This is a genomic window from Eudoraea sp. (assembly GCF_049665975.1).
Classification (GTDB): Bacteria; Bacteroidota; Bacteroidia; order Flavobacteriales; family Flavobacteriaceae; genus Eudoraea.
This window is the reverse complement of sequence record NZ_JBATGR010000056.1, coordinates 1-17349: the sequence shown is the minus strand read 5'-3', so window position 1 is coordinate 17349 and position 17349 is coordinate 1. Positions and strand designations below refer to the sequence as shown.

Sequence of the window (17349 nt, the reverse complement as noted above, 5' to 3'; positions counted from 1 at the left end):
GACCATACTATTGGTTTCTTAGATGGTGGATTTGAGAGTTGGCAAAAAGCGAGGAAGCAAGTTTAAAGAATTAAGAGAATCACGGCCAATCAGTTTGAAAAGGCATATTTTGGGGAAGGACCACTTGCCTTTGATATAAGGAAAAAAAGTGAATTTGATTCTGAACATGTCATTGGTGCGATTAATGTTCCTTTAAATGAATTAAATCAGCACCTTTCTCAATTTCCAATAGATAAGCCCTTTGTGCTTTATTGTGAAGGAGGTTACAGAAGTATGATTGCTGCGTCAATATTAATGCAACGAGGATGGGAAGATTTTGTTGATGTCGCAGATGGTTTCGATGAAATTAAAAAAACTAAGGTTGAGAAATCGGATTATATATGTCCTACAACCATGTTATAAAAATTTGTTTTAAAGTTTGTTTTGGTTGATTGTTACGGGAATGACCAGATTATTTTTGGTCGTTCCCTTTAACCAGAACTCTAATATTTAATAAAAAGATATATACTAATGTCATTATTTAAAACACTATTCGGGTCAAAAGCCGAACAATCAGACAAGTTTGAGGTCTTAGGGGTCTCAGAATATAAAGAGGCTATTACAGATCCGAAAGTTCAGTTGGTGGATGTTAGAACAGCCAAAGAATATAAACGGTGGCACATTGGAAAGGCCATTAATATTGACTTCTTTGATAAAGTTGATTTTCAAAAATCGTTTGAAAAATTGCAAAAAGATAAACCAGTTTACCTCTATTGCCAATCTGGAAACAGAAGTCGAAAGGCGGGAAGAAGACTTATCGAGATGGGCTTTGAAAAGATTTATGATCTAAAAGGAGGAATACTGAGATGGCAATAAATATGTAGATATTCAAACAAAACAAAATAGCATAAATTATGAAGACCTCAGTAATAGTTCAAAACCTAAAGTGCGACGGTTGTGCAAAAACCATCACAAGTAAATTATCGGAAATGAACGGTCTATCGGACGTTGATGTGGATACAGAAACAGCCACAGTTCATTTTACCTGTGAAAATATAGATGATGCCATTTTGGTCAAGGATAAACTAAAAGCACTGGGATATCCTTCAATAGAATATAAAAATAGTGTGTCTGCTAAAGCTCGTTCATTTTTGAGTTGTGCAAGCGGTAAAATGTCAAAAGAATGAAAAACTATCTATTGCTTATTTCCATATTTTTATTCTTAACAGCATGTAAAGACTCCCCTAAAACTGCCGTTCAAACCATTGATAATACTTCAGGAATAGATTTATTAGCTGATGAATCTCACCCGGGAAAGGTTTTATTAGAAAAAGAGTGCTACACCTGTCATAACCCTGAGACTGACCATAATGAGTTGATAGCGCCTCCAATGATCGCAGTAAAACAACACTATCTTAAAGAGACAACATCCAGGGAGCAATTTGTAAAGGACATAATGCACTGGGTAAAAGATCCCAGTAAGAAAAATTCCAGAATGCCAGGGGCTTTGAAGAAATTTGGAATAATGCCGTATCAGTCGTTTCCTGAAGAGACAGTTTTACAAATTGCTGAATATCTATATGATAATGATATTGATAGGCCAGATTGGTTTCAATCGCATAAGGGCCAGGGGAAAGGAAAAGTAATGCGGAAAGGAAAAGGAATGGGGGAATGTTCCGGGAATTGCATGGGTAAAGGCAAGGGGCAGTGTAAGCATATGGGAAAAGTATCCGTAGATACACTTGAAAAATATAAAAAGTTAGGGAAGAAGTTCGCGGCTGAGGCAAAGGGTGTATTAGGCAAGAAATTAGTGCAGGCTATAACTGAAAAAGGCCCGGATGGCGCAGTTAAATTTTGTAATATTAGTGCCCTTCCACTAACAGACAGTATATCTTTAGCTCATGGGGCTAAAATAAGGCGCGTTTCTGATAAGCCCAGAAATCCTTTAAACAAAGCTAATGAAAAGGAGTTGGTTTATATAGCTGACTTTAAAAAAATGCTGGCGTCAGCTAAGGCTGTAGATCCAATTTTGGACATAACGAATGGGCAGATAGACTTCTATTATCCCATTACAACAAACGCCATGTGCCTTCAGTGTCATGGAGTGTCAGTAGAGCAGATCGCAACTCCTACTTTAGCTATACTGGATAAACTCTATCCAAAAGATATGGCCCGTGATTATCAGGACAACGAGGTCAGAGGAATCTGGGCCATAAGTTTTAAGGAAAATAATTAACTGATAGTTTTCTTATTATTCATCCTTAGGTTTCCCAAAACCATATATTTCCTGATGTAAAAAATCATGTGGAAAGTTCTCATCTCCGGGGAAACCAAGTTCTATTGTTCCACTGTCTTCCGGAACATAATTGGTTTTAAAAATATAATCCCAGATACTTAAACTGATTCCAAAATTAATACCATATCTCCCTTCAGGTAAAGCCTTTACATGATGGTAAAGATGCATGACCGGGTTGTTTAAAATATACTTCAATGGGCCATAGGTAATTTTAATATTTGAATGATTTAAATGACCAATAGCAATAGCTAGAAAATGTACCACATATGCCTGTTCTGGTTCAAATCCACCCAGAATCATTACGCCGAAAACTTTTAGGGGTTTGTATAAGATATTCTCCATCCAATGATAGCGCAGATGGGCGGCAAACCCCATTTCCTTCACAGAATGATGCACTTTGTGAAAATTCCATAAGAAATGATACTTGTGAAGCAGGATATGAGTAAACCATTGCACAAAATCTAAAACAATAAAAAACAAAAGTAATTGTAACCACATGGGATATGAGGAAATATCTACTATAGCAAGACTTTTAGATGTAATTCCTATATCGCTGAATAATGCTTCCAATAAATTATAGAATCCGCTAATGGCAATAGCGAACATGAAAAAATTAAAGAACATATAAAAAGCATCCAGCCAAAAGTCTTTTCTAAAAATAGATTGGTCCTTCCGCCAGGGAAAAAGAATTTCCAGAATCCAAACTGCTAATGAAATTACGACCAGGCCCCAAAAATAGTTGGTATACCAGGGCACATCAAAAATGATAGACTTCCAGGTCCAATTTACACTCCCTGAAAAAGCCGAAACAAAAGCGTCAATATATTTTTCCATAATTATTTGATTTTATAACATTATACTATCTTTTTCATAAGGTAATTCGTCAAAATAACTCCATTCCACCCAGGATCCATCATAGTTTCTGACATTTTCAAATCCCATCAATTCCTTTAATACAAAGGTAGTCAAAGATGATCTGTAGCCGGTATGACAATAAACAATAACCGTATCTTTTACATTCATTTCCAAACCCTTATAAATCTTTTGCAATTCCTCAATGGACCTGAACTTTTTATTACCACCTAGGTCAACCGCATCAGCCCAATCTATGTGAATGCTTGTTGGTATTCTCCCCCCTTTAGATGCGCCTTTTTTTATATGGTTGCCTTTGTATTCTTCAAAACTACGGGTATCAATGATAAAAATATTGTTTTTCTTATCGCTTAATAAACCCATTAGTTCGTCTTTGTCAATCCATAATTTTTCATTCCTTTTTTTTGGAAGATAGAATTGGGTAGGCATGTATGATATAGCTTTTGTAGAAAGTTTTTCACCTCTCCCTTTCCAGCTCTTTAAACCGCCATTTAATATCTTCACAGAATCAAAATTATAATCACCCAATATACACCATAAACGGGCTGCATCAGACGATCCTTTATCATCATATACTATAATTAGATCGTTATTTTCTATGCCTAACCTACTAAAGAGCCGTTCAATGTTTTCCTTATCTGCTCTTATTCCTTCGTAAGGGAGTGAATTATCTGAAATATCTGTACGCCAAATATTTATAGATCCATTTATATGCCCTGCCTGATAGTTCTCCGGACTTCTGAAATCAACTATTTTTATATTTTCATCTTCAAAAATTCCAGCCAGTTCTTTTGCCTCAATAAGATGTTCCGTGGAAACATAATTTGTTGGAACAGTGTTTTGTGTTTCATTGGGTCCCTTGCAGGACAAAAGAAAAATGTACAAGGAGGCAAAAAGACTAATCTTCAAGATCATACCATTCAATATTTGATAATACTTCACGTCTTCCTTTTTTCTTTGGAGGGTAATTTGAAACCAGATAGTTTACAATTATTTCCTCATTATTTCCTAAATCCCATAAATTTTGTGTTTCCTGCATCCATCTTATCGTAGCTATCCATCGTTCCTCATTCATTCTATTTTGGGTGACCAGTTTTGCAGAATGGCAGTTCGTGCAATTATTTACTACAGCCATTAACCCGTCGGCTTCTATTAGCCCGGTTCTTACATGGATGCCATTTTCAATCTTGTCGAAATCGTCCTCTTCCGGAATAGCGACATATTCCTGCTCCGTTTCCGGTACTTTTTTTCTGGTCCAATCAGGATTTGATAACAACAAGAGGATTCCAACAGCCACCACAATGAATAAACCGAATAAACCTGCCATAAGTCTATATATGGCTTTTACTTGTTGTTTAAACTTAGAGTGCTCCTGCATTTATGTAACCTTTACTGCAATTCTATGGCATGCGTTATTCAGGTAACCCTTAGGATTCCAGCCTGGTAATAGCATGGGTTGACTTATACCGTTGGAATCCGTGGCCCGAGCCCAAACTTCATAATAACCTTCTTTTGGAAAGTCTATTGAAGCATTAAAATGTTGCCACGCCAATCTGTTTGCCGGTTTTTCTATTGGACAGGACTGCCAGGTGGAACCAAAATCTATGGAATATTCCATTTTTACGACTTCAAGTTCTCCGGCCCAGGCATGTCCTCGTATGTCCAGTTTTTTACCTTTATTAATCATAGCCCCCGATTTTGGATAGGTTATTAACGATTTTACAGGCATAGATTCAATAATGCACATATCCTCTTCTTTAACCTTTTCGCCCGGAGCTACAGGATTACAAGGCACCCTATAAGCATCGCCGGTCATTTTGGTGCCATCATGTACCTTATTTCGAATACTGATTCTATTTATCCATTTCCCGGAAACTGAAGCCGGCCAGCCCCCGGCAATCAGCCTTAAAGGGTAACCATGGGCAATTGGAATGTCCTTGTTATTCATTTTAAAAGCAAGTAAGGTTTCCTCCTGCAGTGCCTTTACCATCGGGGCACCACGGGAAATTGGCTCTTTCCCGGGATCCCGGCTTAAATGCACATCCGTAGCGTGATACCCAATATAAACTGCATCATCTTTTATTCCAACATCTTCCAAAACATCTTTTAACCTGATTCCGGTCCAGCTGGCACATGAAACGGCACCAACTGTCCATTGATTTCCCTTTGCTGGTGGATCGAATTCACTTCTGCCATTACCCCCACATTCCAGGGTTAATTGGTAGGTGTACTGTGGAAATTTTGATTTTAACTCGGCCAGGGTATATGTTTTCTGCTGACTTACGGACTCACCATCAAAAGTTAACGTCCATTTGTTAGCATCTATGTTTTCAGGAATTAACCCATTGTTACGAATAAACATAAACTTGTTAGGCGTTATTTTATCATCTAAAAGGTGAGCCTTTGCTTCAATATTCCATGGTTTGTCATTTAACACCACCATTCCTAAATCCTTGTTAAACATTTTAAAAGGGTCCGGGTCTTGTAAAGCCAGGGGTTTATATCCTTCGGGCATAATTGAACCAAATACAATATCCGCTCCTATTACGGAGGCCATAGTGCCTATAGTTGCCTTTTTAACGAAGTTTCGTCTTTTCATTATTCAGTTTATTTCTAAAGATTCTAAATTAAGAATTTATTTAATAAAGTACGTGTAACAAATGTTACTATAATTCAAATAGTAGTAAATTATATTTAGGAAATCATTTTATTTCTAAAGAAAATCCGTGCGTGGTTAATGCATATAAAGAACTCGAATTTTTTTAAAATGAGATATATACAATCTGTAAATATGCGAATTTTGATTTTCCTTAAATTTTGTTGAAAATTTCTTCTGAATGTAACATAAGTTGCACAAAACCCCTGTATTTGTTAAGGTTTCATGACTAAGGTCATTGTCCTGGTTGTTTTAGTCTTATAAGTTTGTAACATTATTTATTAATGTTAAATCTCAATACTATGAAAAGAAATTTAGTTTTATTGGCGCTTGTAGTTTTAGGATCTATGGCGCTCACGGCCCAGGAAAGAGATCAGGATAGAATTCAGGATCAAGACCGTACCAAATTGGTTATGGTTAACGGCGAAATGTTAGAATTAAGAGATAGGGCGGAAATGCGCCTTAAAGATAAGCAGACCTTATCAGACGGATCTGTGGTGTCTCCTGACGGAACATATCAAACCACAGATGGTACCAGATTGAAACTTAAGAAAGGCGAGTGTTTAGATGGTGATGGTATCAAATATAGGAATGAATACCAGTACCGCTATAAAGTAAGTCAGGAGAATAAAGGTTTAACCCAGGATCAAATTCGGGAACGAAATCAAAATAGAGTTCAATACACTTTGGTTGACGGTGATATGTATGTGGTAAGGAATCAGACACAACAGCGTTTGAATGAAAGTCTGGACCTTGGAAATGGAGTTGTAGTGAACCCTGATGGAAGTTTTCAAACAAGAGATCAAAAGAGATTACAACTGCACGATGGACAATGCCTGAATACTGATGGTCAAATGTTTAGTAATATGTATCAGTATCGCAAAATGATCATCCAAAAAAATATTGCCCCTCCTAAAAAGATGATAAAAAAAGGTGTAAATAAGCCTACTATGAAAAAGAAAAAAATAAGCACAAAATAAACACTTTAGAGGGCTCCGGATAAATTCCGGGGCCCTTTTTTAAAGCAATCCAAAATGAAGATTCGACTTATTCTGAATTTTATTTTATTCTCAATTACCCCTTTAGTTCTTATAGCGCAAGACCCTGTTAAAACCACCAATGATTTTGTTAATGAAGACTTTTCTTATTTCCTGGCAAATGTTAGTTATATCAATGATAACGTTTTTATGGGAAGGCGCGATTCTATTGCTGCCCCTTATCTGTTTCCTTCAATAGGGTATTACAACAAATCAGGTTTTTTTGCCGATGCGTCCTTGTCATTCCTTACAGGATCAGAAGCTAACCGAGTTGACCTTATTTTACTCAGTGCGGGTTACAACTTCAATTCAAACAATTTTAGCGGCGGTATTTCGGGAACTGCTTACTTTTTTAGTGATGAAAGTTATAATGTGATGTCTTCCGTTTTAGGCGATCTAACCGGGACTATTAGCTATGATTTTCAGGTAGTGGAGGCTACCTTCTCTTTAAGTAGTTATTTTAATGATGGGAGTTCCACGGATATTATTACCGGGTTGATGCTCGATCGTACTTTTTATGCCATCAATAAAAATCTAATGATTAACCCCAATATTTCTTTATATGCGGGGACACAAAATTTTTATGAACAATACTATAGGAGCAGTCGTTTAGGGAATAGAAAAGGAAATGGTATGGGTAATTCAGGTTCCGGAACAGCGCAACCCAATACGATTAATATTGACGAAGTTCAAAAATTTAAAGTTCTCAATATAGAATTAGCAATTCCATTGCATTACAATTACAGGCATTTTTTCTTTTCATTTTACCCCATGATGGCGTTTCCTCAAAGCAGCGCAACAATAATCAATGAAGATACTATAATTGAAGAAGATCTTAAGCCGGTTTTCTATTGGTCCGTCGGGATAAGTTACTGGTTTAAATCCTAAAAAATGTATCTTTAGGGTAAATCATAAAATGAATGATCATTCATAATTACACAGCTGAAAACTCCTTGCTAAATCAATTTGTTGCTGAGCTCAGGGATATAAATATTCAAAAGGATTCCATGCGTTTTCGAAGGAATATTGAGCGGATTGGTGAAATCTTGTGTTATGAATTAAGTAAAACTCTAAATTATAAGGTAAGTACTGTTCAAACACCCTTTGGACATAAAGCCATGGCATTGCCAATGAATAACCTTGTTTTGTGTTCTGTTTTAAGGGCGGGTTTGCCCTTACATCGTGGACTTTTGAATTATTTTGACAAAGCTGAGAACGCTTTTATTTCTGCCTACAGGCATCATCCGGCCGGAGGTAACGATTTTGATGTAATCGTTAAATATTTTGCCGCTCCGGCATTGGGGGGTAAAACACTCATATTAACAGATCCTATGCTGGCCACCGGGAAGACTCTAGAGAATGTATTAAATGCCTTAAAAAACCATGGTCAGCCCAAGCAGATACATATTATTTCTGTTATTGGTTCTACCGCAGGCATAGAGTATGTGCAAAGTGTTTTTCCTGAAAATACCCATCTTTGGATTGCCGCTATAGACGATAAACTAACTGGTAAAGGATATATCATTCCGGGATTGGGCGATGCTGGTGATCTTGCTTACGGTACCAAACTTTAGTTTCTTTTTAATTATTTCGGGAATATCGGTTCCCTCACTAAAATCTTAAAAAACAGTTACAAGTGGTTTCTTATGGTATGCAATTCTGTTTGCATTCTCTGTAACATTAGTTACCATATTTCGGTAACATAAGTTACCGTTTGCACTTTCTTCTAAGGCTAATTTTGTTTCAAAATAATTAGTTGATGAATTATACAATACAAATACTAGCCTTTTTAAGCATTTTTATTCTGAATGCGCAAAATGATGTGCTGATTACTAAAGGGGAGGTTATAAGCAGGGTGTTGGAGTACAATGCAACCTTAAAAATCTCTGAAAAAAATATTATGGCAGCTGAAGGTGATTTTAGGCAAACCAATGCCGTGCTTTTGCCTAATATTAGTCTTTCACATACCGGGATAGCCACAAACAATCCATTGATGGCTTTTGGAGTTAAACTAAATCAGCAAATCGTAACACAAGCCGATTTTGATCCAGACCGCCTGAATAATCCAAGTCAAATTGAAGATTATGCAACCCGGTTTGAGATTCAACAACCCTTGTTAAATTTTGATGGCTTTTACCAGCGCAAAGCGGCAAAAGCCAAATTGACAGCTTCAGAATATCAATCCGGGCGCACCAGGGATTATCTGATGCTTGAGGTTGAAAAAGCATATATGCAGCTACAGCTGGCATACAAGACTGTAGAAGTTTTGGAAAAAACAAAGGAGACTGCAATGGAAAACAAAAGGCTGGCAGAAAACAGCTTCAAACAGGGTTACCTTCAACGATCTGATGTACTGGCCGTAGAAGTGCGGGTTACAGAAATTGATAATCAACTGCAATACGCAAAAAGTAATATTCAAAATGCCTCGAACTACTTATCGGTTATGATGAATGACTCCACCTACCAGATAATGGTCCCAACCGATTCACTTAAGGTTTTTGCAAACCAATTTTCTTTGGAAAATGTATCGGAGAACAGAAAGGATATTTTGGCAATGGAATCAGCTAAAGAGGCCTATTATCAAACATATAGGTCAGATAAAATGAGTTTTTTACCCAAATTGAATGCATTTGGGACCTACGAATTACATGATGATCAGGTATTTCAGGGAAGCGCCAGTGGCTATCTTTTTGGAGCAGAATTGAGATGGGACGTCCTGAACGGGACTAAACGATTTGGTAAAGCCCATAAAAGTAAAGCAGAGTTTGAAAAAGCCAAATTGGAATTAGAGCAATACAAATCAGAAAGTCAGCTAGAGCTCAACAAAGCGAGGCGGATGCTTCAGGATACCAAAAATAATCTGGAGCTTACTACTCTTGCTTTAAATCAATCTGAAGAAGCACTCAGAATTCGCAGCAATCGTTTTGCACAAGGTTTAGAAAAAACGACGGATCTGCTATTAGCGGAAACGCAATATGCTCAGAAAAAACTGGAATTTTATTTCACCATTTTTCAGCATAATTCTGCTGTGGTGTATATGGAATTTTTAACAAAAGAATAATTAAATAATGAAGATTAAATACCGAAATATGCAAAAATTATACGTGATACTTCTGATACTTCTTTTCTGGAGTTGCAGTAATAAAGAGAAGAAAGAGCAACAGGCAAATGAGCTTGTTATTCCGGTAACGGTAAGAATGGTTGGCGAGATTGATGGCCCGAATATGATTTCCACCAGTGGAACGATAGAAGCCGTTAAAAGTGCCAACTTAAGCACCCGAATCATGGGTCATGTAGACAAGATTCATGTCAGGATAGGGGATAAGGTTACTAAAGGACAACTTCTATTGAGCATAAACAACACGGAACTGTCTGCCAAGCTTGCTCAGGTAAATGCCGGGATTGCTGAAGCTACAGCAGCCTATAACAATTCAGAAAAAGACCTGAAAAGATTTACCGCTTTGTTTAACGAAAATAGCGCTTCACAGAAGGAACTGGATGATATAACTGCTAATTTCAATATGGCCAAAGCGAGACTGGAGGGCGCAAGGCAAATGAAAAATGAAGTAAATGCACAATTTTCTTATGCAGATATTCGTGCTCCTTTTAACGGAGTAGTAACCAATAAGTTCATAAACCCCGGTGATATGGCAAATCCTGGAAAGCCTCTTCTTGAAGTAGAAGCTCCCGGGAAATATCAGGTTCTGACTTTAGTACCCGAATCTGAAATAACTAAAATAAAACAAGGAATGGAAGTGGAGGTGAGTTTAAACTCCTTGAATGAGAATGTCCCGGGTGAAGTTATTGAGGTAAGTAGCTCATCTAAAAATACAGGTGGTCAGTATCATGTTAAAGTGTCCTTATCGGAAACAAGCGCGCCTATCCTATCCGGGATGTATGCCACAGTCAAATTTCCTATAGCAGGTAATAATCAATCAAGAGCAACTTTAATACCACTTGAGGCAGTTGTACAAAAAGGTCAATTGTCCGGAGTATATACCGTAAGTGAAAGTAACACCGCACTGCTCAGATGGCTTCGTTTAGGACGGGCCTATGGTGATAAGGTTGAGGTTTTATCTGGCTTGGCAGCAGATGAAAGTTTTATTATTTCATCAAACGGAAAATTATATAACGGGGCTAAAATATCTATACAATAGACCCGGGGTAGGTTTATTTACCACCCACCAAGAAAAGAAGTTCATAAAGCAATAATAAAAATATGAAAGAAGGATTAGCAGGGAAAATTGCAAAGTTGTTTATAGGATCAAAGCTAACAGTGCTACTAATGATAGTTTTTATGATCATTGGGGTATATAGCTCCTTTTTGATTCCAAGGGAGGAAGAACCTCAGATTGATGTTCCCATTGCTGATATTTTTGTGGGATACCCGGGTGCCAGCCCTACCGAAGTAGAGTCGAGGGTGGTAAAGCCTCTGGAAAAACTTATCTCCAATATCAAAGGGGTTGAATATGTTTATTCTACTTCCATGAATGAACAGGCCATGGTTATTGTGCAGTTTTATGTGGGGGAGGATATTGAGCGGTCTTTTGTTAAACTCTATAATGAGATTAATAAGCATATGGATATCATGCCACAAGGCGTGACTTTTCCTTTGGTAAAAACCAGGGCTATTGATGATGTGCCAATGCTGGGTTTAACCTTGTGGAGTGAGAGTTATGATGATTACCAATTGAAGCAGATTGCACAGGAAATTACTGACGAAATTGAAAAGATAAATGATGTTTCAGCTATCCAAAAAATTGGCGGCAGGAACAGGCAATTAAGGGTAGTACTCGACAAAAACAAGATGGCAGAAAGCGGCCTGGATTTTCTTTCCGTTGCCCAGATGATAAAGGCCAATAACAGTCAGCTAAACAGTGGTAGTTTTGATAAGTATGATAACGAGTTCACGGTAACCACCGGAAGATTTTTGGAAACTACAGAGGATGTTGAAAATTTAGTAGTAGGCGTTCAACAAAATCAACCAATATACCTTAAACAAATTGCGGCAATATATGATGCAGCTGAATTGCCCAAAAATTATGTTTCTCTTGGTTTTGGTCAGGCAAGCGAAAATGCCCAACTGTATAATTCTGAATATCCGGCTGTTACCATTTCCATAGCCAAACGAAAAGGAGCAGATGCAATGAAGATTTCGGATATTATCCTGAAAAAGGTAGATCATCTGAAACAAAATCTGATTCCGACAGATGTGCATGTGGAAGTTACCCGTAATTATGGAGAAACTGCTTCCCAAAAAGTATCAGAATTACTTATGCACCTCATAGGCGCAATCATTGCGGTCACTTTTGTGGTTATGTTAGCTATGGGTTGGCGAGGTGGTTTGGTGGTGTTTTTATCAGTCCCAATTACATTTGCCCTTACATTACTCAGCTATTATATGCTGGACTATACCCTCAATAGAATAACTCTTTTTGCCCTGGTGTTTGTAACAGGAATAGTGGTAGATGATTCCATAATTATTGCAGAGAACATGCACCGTCATTTTAAAATGAAACGTTTGCCGTTCAAACAAGCTGCACTTTACGCTATAAATGAAGTTGGGAACCCAACGATTTTAGCAACTTTTACGGTAATTGCATCGGTTTTACCAATGGCTTTTGTTTCAGGATTAATGGGTCCGTATATGTCCCCAATGCCAATTGGAGCATCTATAGCAATGATATTGTCCTTGTTTGTAGCACTTACAATTACTCCTTACCTCGGTTTTATTTTTCTGCGTGAAAAGGAAAAAAAGGGAAAGAAAAAAGAAGAAAAACAATTGGAGGAAACCTTTATATATAAGATCTATGAGAGATTTGAAAAACCTTTGTTGGAAAATAGAAAAATACGTTGGATATTTCTGGGAATAACTTTCATTTTGTTATTGGCTTCGGTAGCCATGTTCTTTACTAAAACGGTTGCTGTAAAAATGCTGCCTTTCGATAATAAAAATGAATTTCAGGTGGTCATAGACATGCCAGAGGGTACAACCCTTGAAAGGACTGCTGTTGTTACAAAAGAAATTTCCCAGTATTTATCTACTCGTCCGGAGGTTATTAATTATCAAAATTATGTAGGAACTTCAGCTCCCATAACCTTTAATGGACTAGTAAGGCATTATGATCTCAGGAGCGGCAGCAATGTTGCTGATATTCAGGTAAACTTAATAGATAAAAACGAAAGAAGTGCTCAAAGTCATCAGATTGCCAGCCTTCTGCGTCCTGAAATTAGAAAAATTGGCAAAAAATATAACGCAAACGTAAAAGTGGTTGAAGTACCACCGGGACCACCGGTATTATCAACCATCGTAGGAGAAATTTATGGACCGGATTATGACGAGCAGATTGCCGTCGCTAATCAGGTGCGGGACTTGTTAATCAATACCAAAGATGTTGTGGATGTGGATTGGATGGTAGAAGCAGACCAAACCGAGTATGAATTCATCATAGATAAGCAAAAGTCTATGCTTTATGGTGTGACACCACAGCAAATTACTCAAACATTGAATCTGGCCCTTTCTGAGAGAGCCATAACGAACTTATATGATGAAGACGCATCCAATCAGGTAGATTTGATACTTGCCCTGGATGAAAAAGAGAAATCTACTATTAATGATATTTCTCAACTCAAAGTTAAATCAAAAATGGGAACTATGAATAGTATAGGAGATTTAACGGATATTAATAAAACCTTTACTGCCAAAAGCATTTATAGAAAAAATCAAAAACGTGTAGTTTATGTTGTTGCTGATATGGCTGGGGAATTGGAGAGCCCGGTTTATGCTATCCTGGGCATGAGTGATAAATTAAAGGAAATTGATATTCCGGAAGGATATAAGCTTGAGGAACTTTACATTAAACAGCCAGATTTTGAAGATGATTACACTATAAAATGGGATGGAGAGTGGCAAGTTACATTGGAGGTATTTAGGGATTTGGGAATTGCATTTCTTGGGGTTATTGTAATTATCTATATTTTAATTGTAGGGTGGTTTCAAAATTTTAAGGCACCCATAGTGATGATGGTTGCAATTCCACTTTCTTTAGTGGGAATTGTTCTGGGTCATTGGTTGTTAGATGCATTTTTTACGGCTACTTCTTTTATTGGAATGATTGCATTGGCTGGAATAATGGTAAGAAATTCCGTACTGCTTATAGACTTTATAAACCTTCGTGTGGCAGAAGGTATTCCGTTAAAACAAGCAGTTATTGACGCAGGCGCAGTTCGTACAACTCCCATACTCCTAACAGCCGGTACTGTGGTAATTGGTGCCTTTGTCATTCTTTTTGACCCTATTTTTCAGGGCTTAGCTATTTCACTAATGGGTGGGACAATTGCCTCAACAGTGCTTACTTTGTTAGTGGTACCATTGGTATATTACTTAATAGAACGTAAAAATCACAAAATATGAAACTACTTATTGTTACCGTAGTCGAGCAGTACGAAGAGATCATTCTGCAACTTTTTAAAAAAGCCAATATTGAAAATTTTAGTGGTTCAGAAATCGACGGATATAAACAACAGGCATCCCTATTAATGACTTCAAATTGGTTTCCTGGTGTAAAAGGAGGTGTAGAATCTACTTTGTTTTTCTCCTTCACCATAGATGAAAAAATAGATTCCCTCTTTAGCCTGATTGAAGAGTTTAACAAAAATCTGGATACAAACAATCCCATAAAAGCGATTGTAGTTCCCATAGAAAGATCAATTTAATATAATAAGTATGAAAAACAGAATTGTCAGAGCAGTTGCCGGAATCTTTATTCTGGTTAGCTTAATACTCGCCATTTATGTAAACATGAATTGGTTATGGTTTACGGCCTTTGTTGGACTAAATCTTTTACAGTCGTCATTCACAAAATGGTGTTTAATGGAGGATATCTTATCTAAATTTGGGATAAAGGATTAACTAAATTCTTTCCGGCACATTATAATCATAACTTAGGTCCTAGTCTGTCGCAAGGAGTAAATACTTCGATCATTATTAAATTATTGATTTGAATTACCTTAGAAAGATGGCATTGACCTTCTTATATAATTATAATAACTTTTTATAACTTTTAAAGTAAGGTTTATCCTGAAAATCCTACTTTTATGGCATAATAATTATAGTATAAAATTTAATCATGTCAGAAAAAATTGAACGTGTAAAGACACTCATACTAGGTTCAGGTCCTGCTGGTTATACAGCTGCTATTTACGCCGCGCGAGCAGATTTAAAACCACTCATGTATACTGGGATGGAGCCTGGCGGGCAATTAACCACCACTACGGAAGTCGATAATTTTCCCGGTTATCCTGAGGGTATAGACGGACCTACGATGATGGTACAGTTGCAGCAGCAGGCCGAGCGCTTTGGAACGGAAGTTCGCATAGGTATGGCTACCGCGGTTGACTTCAGTAAGGAAGTTGGCGGGATTCACAAAGTGACCATAGATGATTCTAAAGTAATTGAGGCGGAAACCGTAATAATTTCCACAGGCGCAACCGCAAAATATTTAAATATTCCCAGTGAACAACGTTTGCGGGGGGGTGGTGTTTCTGCTTGCGCAGTGTGCGACGGATTTTTCTACAAAGGACAAGATGTGGCAATAGTAGGAGGTGGCGATACCGCTGCAGAAGAGGCATCATATCTTGCAAATATTTGCAACAAAGTTACCATGCTGGTCCGCAAGGACTTTATGAGAGCCTCCAAGGCTATGCAGCATAGGGTAAACAGTCTGCCAAATATTGATTTACGGTATAATTCAGAAGTGGATGAAGTACTGGGCGATCAGGTTGTTGAAGGTTTACGAATCGTGAACAATAAAACAGGTGTAAAAGAAGAAATTCCTATTACAGGATTCTTTGTTGCCATAGGGCATAAACCCAACACAGAAATTTTCAAGGGTCAGTTAGAGATGGATGAAACGGGTTATCTTATAACGCATGGCAAATCCACTAAAACAAGCAAGCCTGGAGTTTTTGCCAGTGGTGATGTTCAGGATAAGGAATACAGACAAGCAGTAACGGCCGCTGGAACAGGTTGTATGGCAGCTTTGGATGCAGAACGTTATTTGGCCACTATAGAAACCCCACAGGAGGTATCCTGATTTAATTGGCGATCTAGCTTTAATTTACAAAAGACCGCTTTGTTAGGCGGTCTTTTCAATTCTAAATATTCCGGATACTAATCTACTCGTTTGTAATTTTCTGAGAAAGTCCTGTTACCTTCTGCATCAGTTGATATCTGACTATAGGTGTTATCCTTCAATTCTAATTCAAAAGTAAATTTTCGTAAAGCCTCCAAATCTCTCATCATACCTTTATCACCATATTCTATGGTTTCTATTAATTCGGTATCTGTTAATTCATAGGTTCCATAGCCAAACCTCCCTACAACGTCATTCCCATCTGAGTCCTTTGTGTCACTAGAGGTGGTACGAGACCACATGACCTTGCCGTCATAATACATTTTAACCTGTCTGTAACCCTCAGCAAGAGGTACAGTATCAATAATATTTTCGCCATCATAGTTATAAAAACTTTGCAATTCCCAGGTGCCTTCAATTGTATGCATTGCGTTAGGTTTCACAGATGTGATTGCAGTAGTAGTGATTAGGAGTACTACTAATAATACCATTCCTAGTAATTTCTTCATGTTAGTGTATTTTAATGTGATACTTAAATATCTTAAAAGTTACAATTTTTTTTGTGAAACTAATAGGATATAAAGGAATAAATCATGAATTGTAAATGGCTGGCTACCGGTTTAATTATTAATCATAAAAAGAATTAATAAGTGAAGTAAGTTTTTTAATGTCTTCTTTAGTATTTGAAGCTGTTAGCACTATCCTGCTTTTTATGCTGGCTTCTTCCGTGGGGTAAGTGAAATCCGTAACAATAATGCCGTTATTGTAAAGAAATTTGGTTAATTCAGGATCAGAATAGCCAAATATGGGGAATCCTTGTATATAGTTAAATTTCTTACTGTCATTTATTTGATTTAAGAAAAAATTTATATTACCATCTAAAGTCCTTTTTTTAGATTTATATATTTCTTCAGCCTGCATTAATGTAGCCATACTTGCAGGCGATGGGGGCGAAGCTCCTGCATAAAAATCCGTTTTTATGATTTGTTTTAACCTTTCACTGGTGCCAAAGATTGCTCCTGCATCTATACCTAAAGCTTTACCCAAAGAGCAGCAAATTAGTAGCTCTTTTGGTTTGAAATTTAAGAGAATTTGAAAAACACCACTATTATCGGGGCCAATTTGTCCAATACCATGTGAATCATCTACCACAAGAATGCATTTATTTAGAGGTAGTGACATTAACCCTTGAAATTCTGGGTAGTTGTAGCCCGAAAAATCTATGGAATCTAACAGAATTACTGGTATTGCCTTTTTGTTTGATGACAGATGGTCCTTTAATGCAATATGCAAAGCAGAATAAGTGATATAGGGTCTATTGTTGGATTGGTAAAGGGCAGAATGGCTATTTGGAGTATAGAACAGCCTATACTG

The 17349-nt window shown here is 37.3% G+C and carries 19 protein-coding genes; 13 read left to right on the top strand and 6 right to left on the bottom strand.

All coding sequences use genetic code 11. The features are described from left to right. Nucleotides 1-69 precede the first annotated feature (69 nt). The 4 genes from WBN20_RS02425 (at nt 70) to WBN20_RS02410 (ending at nt 2215) form a co-directional block, all read left to right on the top strand. Complete coding sequence (locus WBN20_RS02425; RefSeq protein ID WP_424280581.1) at nt 70-402, top strand: rhodanese-like domain-containing protein; 333 nt, start codon at nt 70-72, stop codon at nt 400-402. Nucleotides 403-510: 108 nt separating this feature from the next. Then, the gene (locus WBN20_RS02420; protein WP_424280580.1) at nt 511-855 is read left to right on the top strand and encodes a rhodanese-like domain-containing protein; all 345 of its coding nucleotides are present in this window, start codon (nt 511-513) and stop codon (nt 853-855) included. A gap of 38 nt (nt 856-893) precedes the next feature. After that, complete coding sequence (locus WBN20_RS02415) at nt 894-1166, top strand: heavy-metal-associated domain-containing protein (RefSeq protein WP_424280579.1); 273 nt, start codon at nt 894-896, stop codon at nt 1164-1166. Then, entirely contained in the window at nt 1163-2215 is a 1053-nt protein-coding gene (locus WBN20_RS02410; protein ID WP_424280578.1) for a Tll0287-like domain-containing protein, read from the top strand. Before WBN20_RS02415 ends, WBN20_RS02410 begins: the two co-directional genes overlap by 4 nt. 15 nt (nt 2216-2230) lie before the next feature. Here WBN20_RS02410 and WBN20_RS02405 read toward each other — a convergent pair whose 3' ends face one another. Genes WBN20_RS02405 through WBN20_RS02390 form a run of 4 tightly spaced genes read right to left on the bottom strand, consistent with a single transcriptional unit; the run spans nt 2231 to nt 5747 of the window. Beyond that, complete coding sequence (locus tag WBN20_RS02405; protein WP_424280577.1) at nt 2231-3109, bottom strand: sterol desaturase family protein; 879 nt, start codon at nt 3107-3109, stop codon at nt 2231-2233. A 12-nt stretch (nt 3110-3121) separates the two neighbouring features. Further along, nucleotides 3122-4063 carry a sulfurtransferase gene (locus tag WBN20_RS02400; RefSeq protein WP_424280576.1) on the bottom strand — a complete coding sequence of 314 codons (942 nt, stop codon included), beginning with the start codon at nt 4061-4063 and terminating at the stop codon, nt 3122-3124. Further along, complete coding sequence (locus tag WBN20_RS02395) at nt 4047-4526, bottom strand: monoheme cytochrome C (protein ID WP_424272474.1); 480 nt, start codon at nt 4524-4526, stop codon at nt 4047-4049. Before WBN20_RS02395 ends, WBN20_RS02400 begins: the two co-directional genes overlap by 17 nt. Continuing rightward, the gene (locus WBN20_RS02390) at nt 4527-5747 is read right to left on the bottom strand and encodes a sulfite oxidase (protein WP_424275499.1); all 1221 of its coding nucleotides are present in this window, start codon (nt 5745-5747) and stop codon (nt 4527-4529) included. It abuts the gene before it with no gap. A gap of 359 nt (nt 5748-6106) precedes the next feature. Here WBN20_RS02390 and WBN20_RS02385 point away from each other — a divergent pair, with 359 nt between their 5' ends. From WBN20_RS02385 to trxB, 9 genes are all read left to right on the top strand, one after another. Continuing rightward, nucleotides 6107-6784 carry a DUF6799 domain-containing protein gene (locus WBN20_RS02385; protein WP_424280575.1) on the top strand — a complete coding sequence of 226 codons (678 nt, stop codon included), beginning with the start codon at nt 6107-6109 and terminating at the stop codon, nt 6782-6784. 54 nt (nt 6785-6838) lie between these two features. After that, complete coding sequence (locus WBN20_RS02380) at nt 6839-7729, top strand: hypothetical protein (RefSeq protein WP_424275501.1); 891 nt, start codon at nt 6839-6841, stop codon at nt 7727-7729. A gap of 32 nt (nt 7730-7761) precedes the next feature. Next, entirely contained in the window at nt 7762-8415 is a 654-nt protein-coding gene (gene upp / locus WBN20_RS02375) for a uracil phosphoribosyltransferase (RefSeq protein WP_424273694.1), read from the top strand. A 185-nt stretch (nt 8416-8600) separates the two neighbouring features. After that, a complete protein-coding gene (locus WBN20_RS02370) occupies nt 8601-9902 on the top strand; it encodes a TolC family protein (protein WP_424280574.1) in 1302 nt (433 codons plus the stop codon). A 28-nt stretch (nt 9903-9930) separates the two neighbouring features. Further along, entirely contained in the window at nt 9931-10998 is a 1068-nt protein-coding gene (locus WBN20_RS02365; protein WP_424280573.1) for an efflux RND transporter periplasmic adaptor subunit, read from the top strand. 62 nt (nt 10999-11060) lie between these two features. Continuing rightward, nucleotides 11061-14255, top strand: a complete 3195-nt coding sequence (locus tag WBN20_RS02360; RefSeq protein ID WP_424280572.1) for an efflux RND transporter permease subunit — start codon at nt 11061-11063, stop codon at nt 14253-14255. Then, nucleotides 14252-14557, top strand: coding sequence for a hypothetical protein (locus WBN20_RS02355; RefSeq protein WP_424273698.1), 306 nt, complete (start codon nt 14252-14254; stop codon nt 14555-14557). The genes WBN20_RS02360 and WBN20_RS02355 overlap by 4 nt, the downstream gene beginning before the upstream one ends. Nucleotides 14558-14567: 10 nt before the next feature. Then, a complete protein-coding gene (locus WBN20_RS02350) occupies nt 14568-14753 on the top strand; it encodes a YgaP family membrane protein (RefSeq protein WP_424273699.1) in 186 nt (61 codons plus the stop codon). A gap of 217 nt (nt 14754-14970) precedes the next feature. Beyond that, the gene (gene trxB / locus WBN20_RS02345; protein WP_424275612.1) at nt 14971-15936 is read left to right on the top strand and encodes a thioredoxin-disulfide reductase; all 966 of its coding nucleotides are present in this window, start codon (nt 14971-14973) and stop codon (nt 15934-15936) included. A gap of 77 nt (nt 15937-16013) precedes the next feature. On the opposite strand, the gene WBN20_RS02340 is transcribed toward trxB, so the two are convergent. Next, nucleotides 16014-16484 (bottom strand): hypothetical protein, encoded by a 471-nt coding sequence (locus tag WBN20_RS02340; protein WP_424280571.1) that lies wholly within the window; start codon nt 16482-16484, stop codon nt 16014-16016. A gap of 118 nt (nt 16485-16602) precedes the next feature. Continuing rightward, the coding region (locus WBN20_RS02335; RefSeq protein ID WP_424280570.1) for an aminotransferase class I/II-fold pyridoxal phosphate-dependent enzyme at nt 16603-17349 on the bottom strand (747 nt) is incomplete at its 5' end.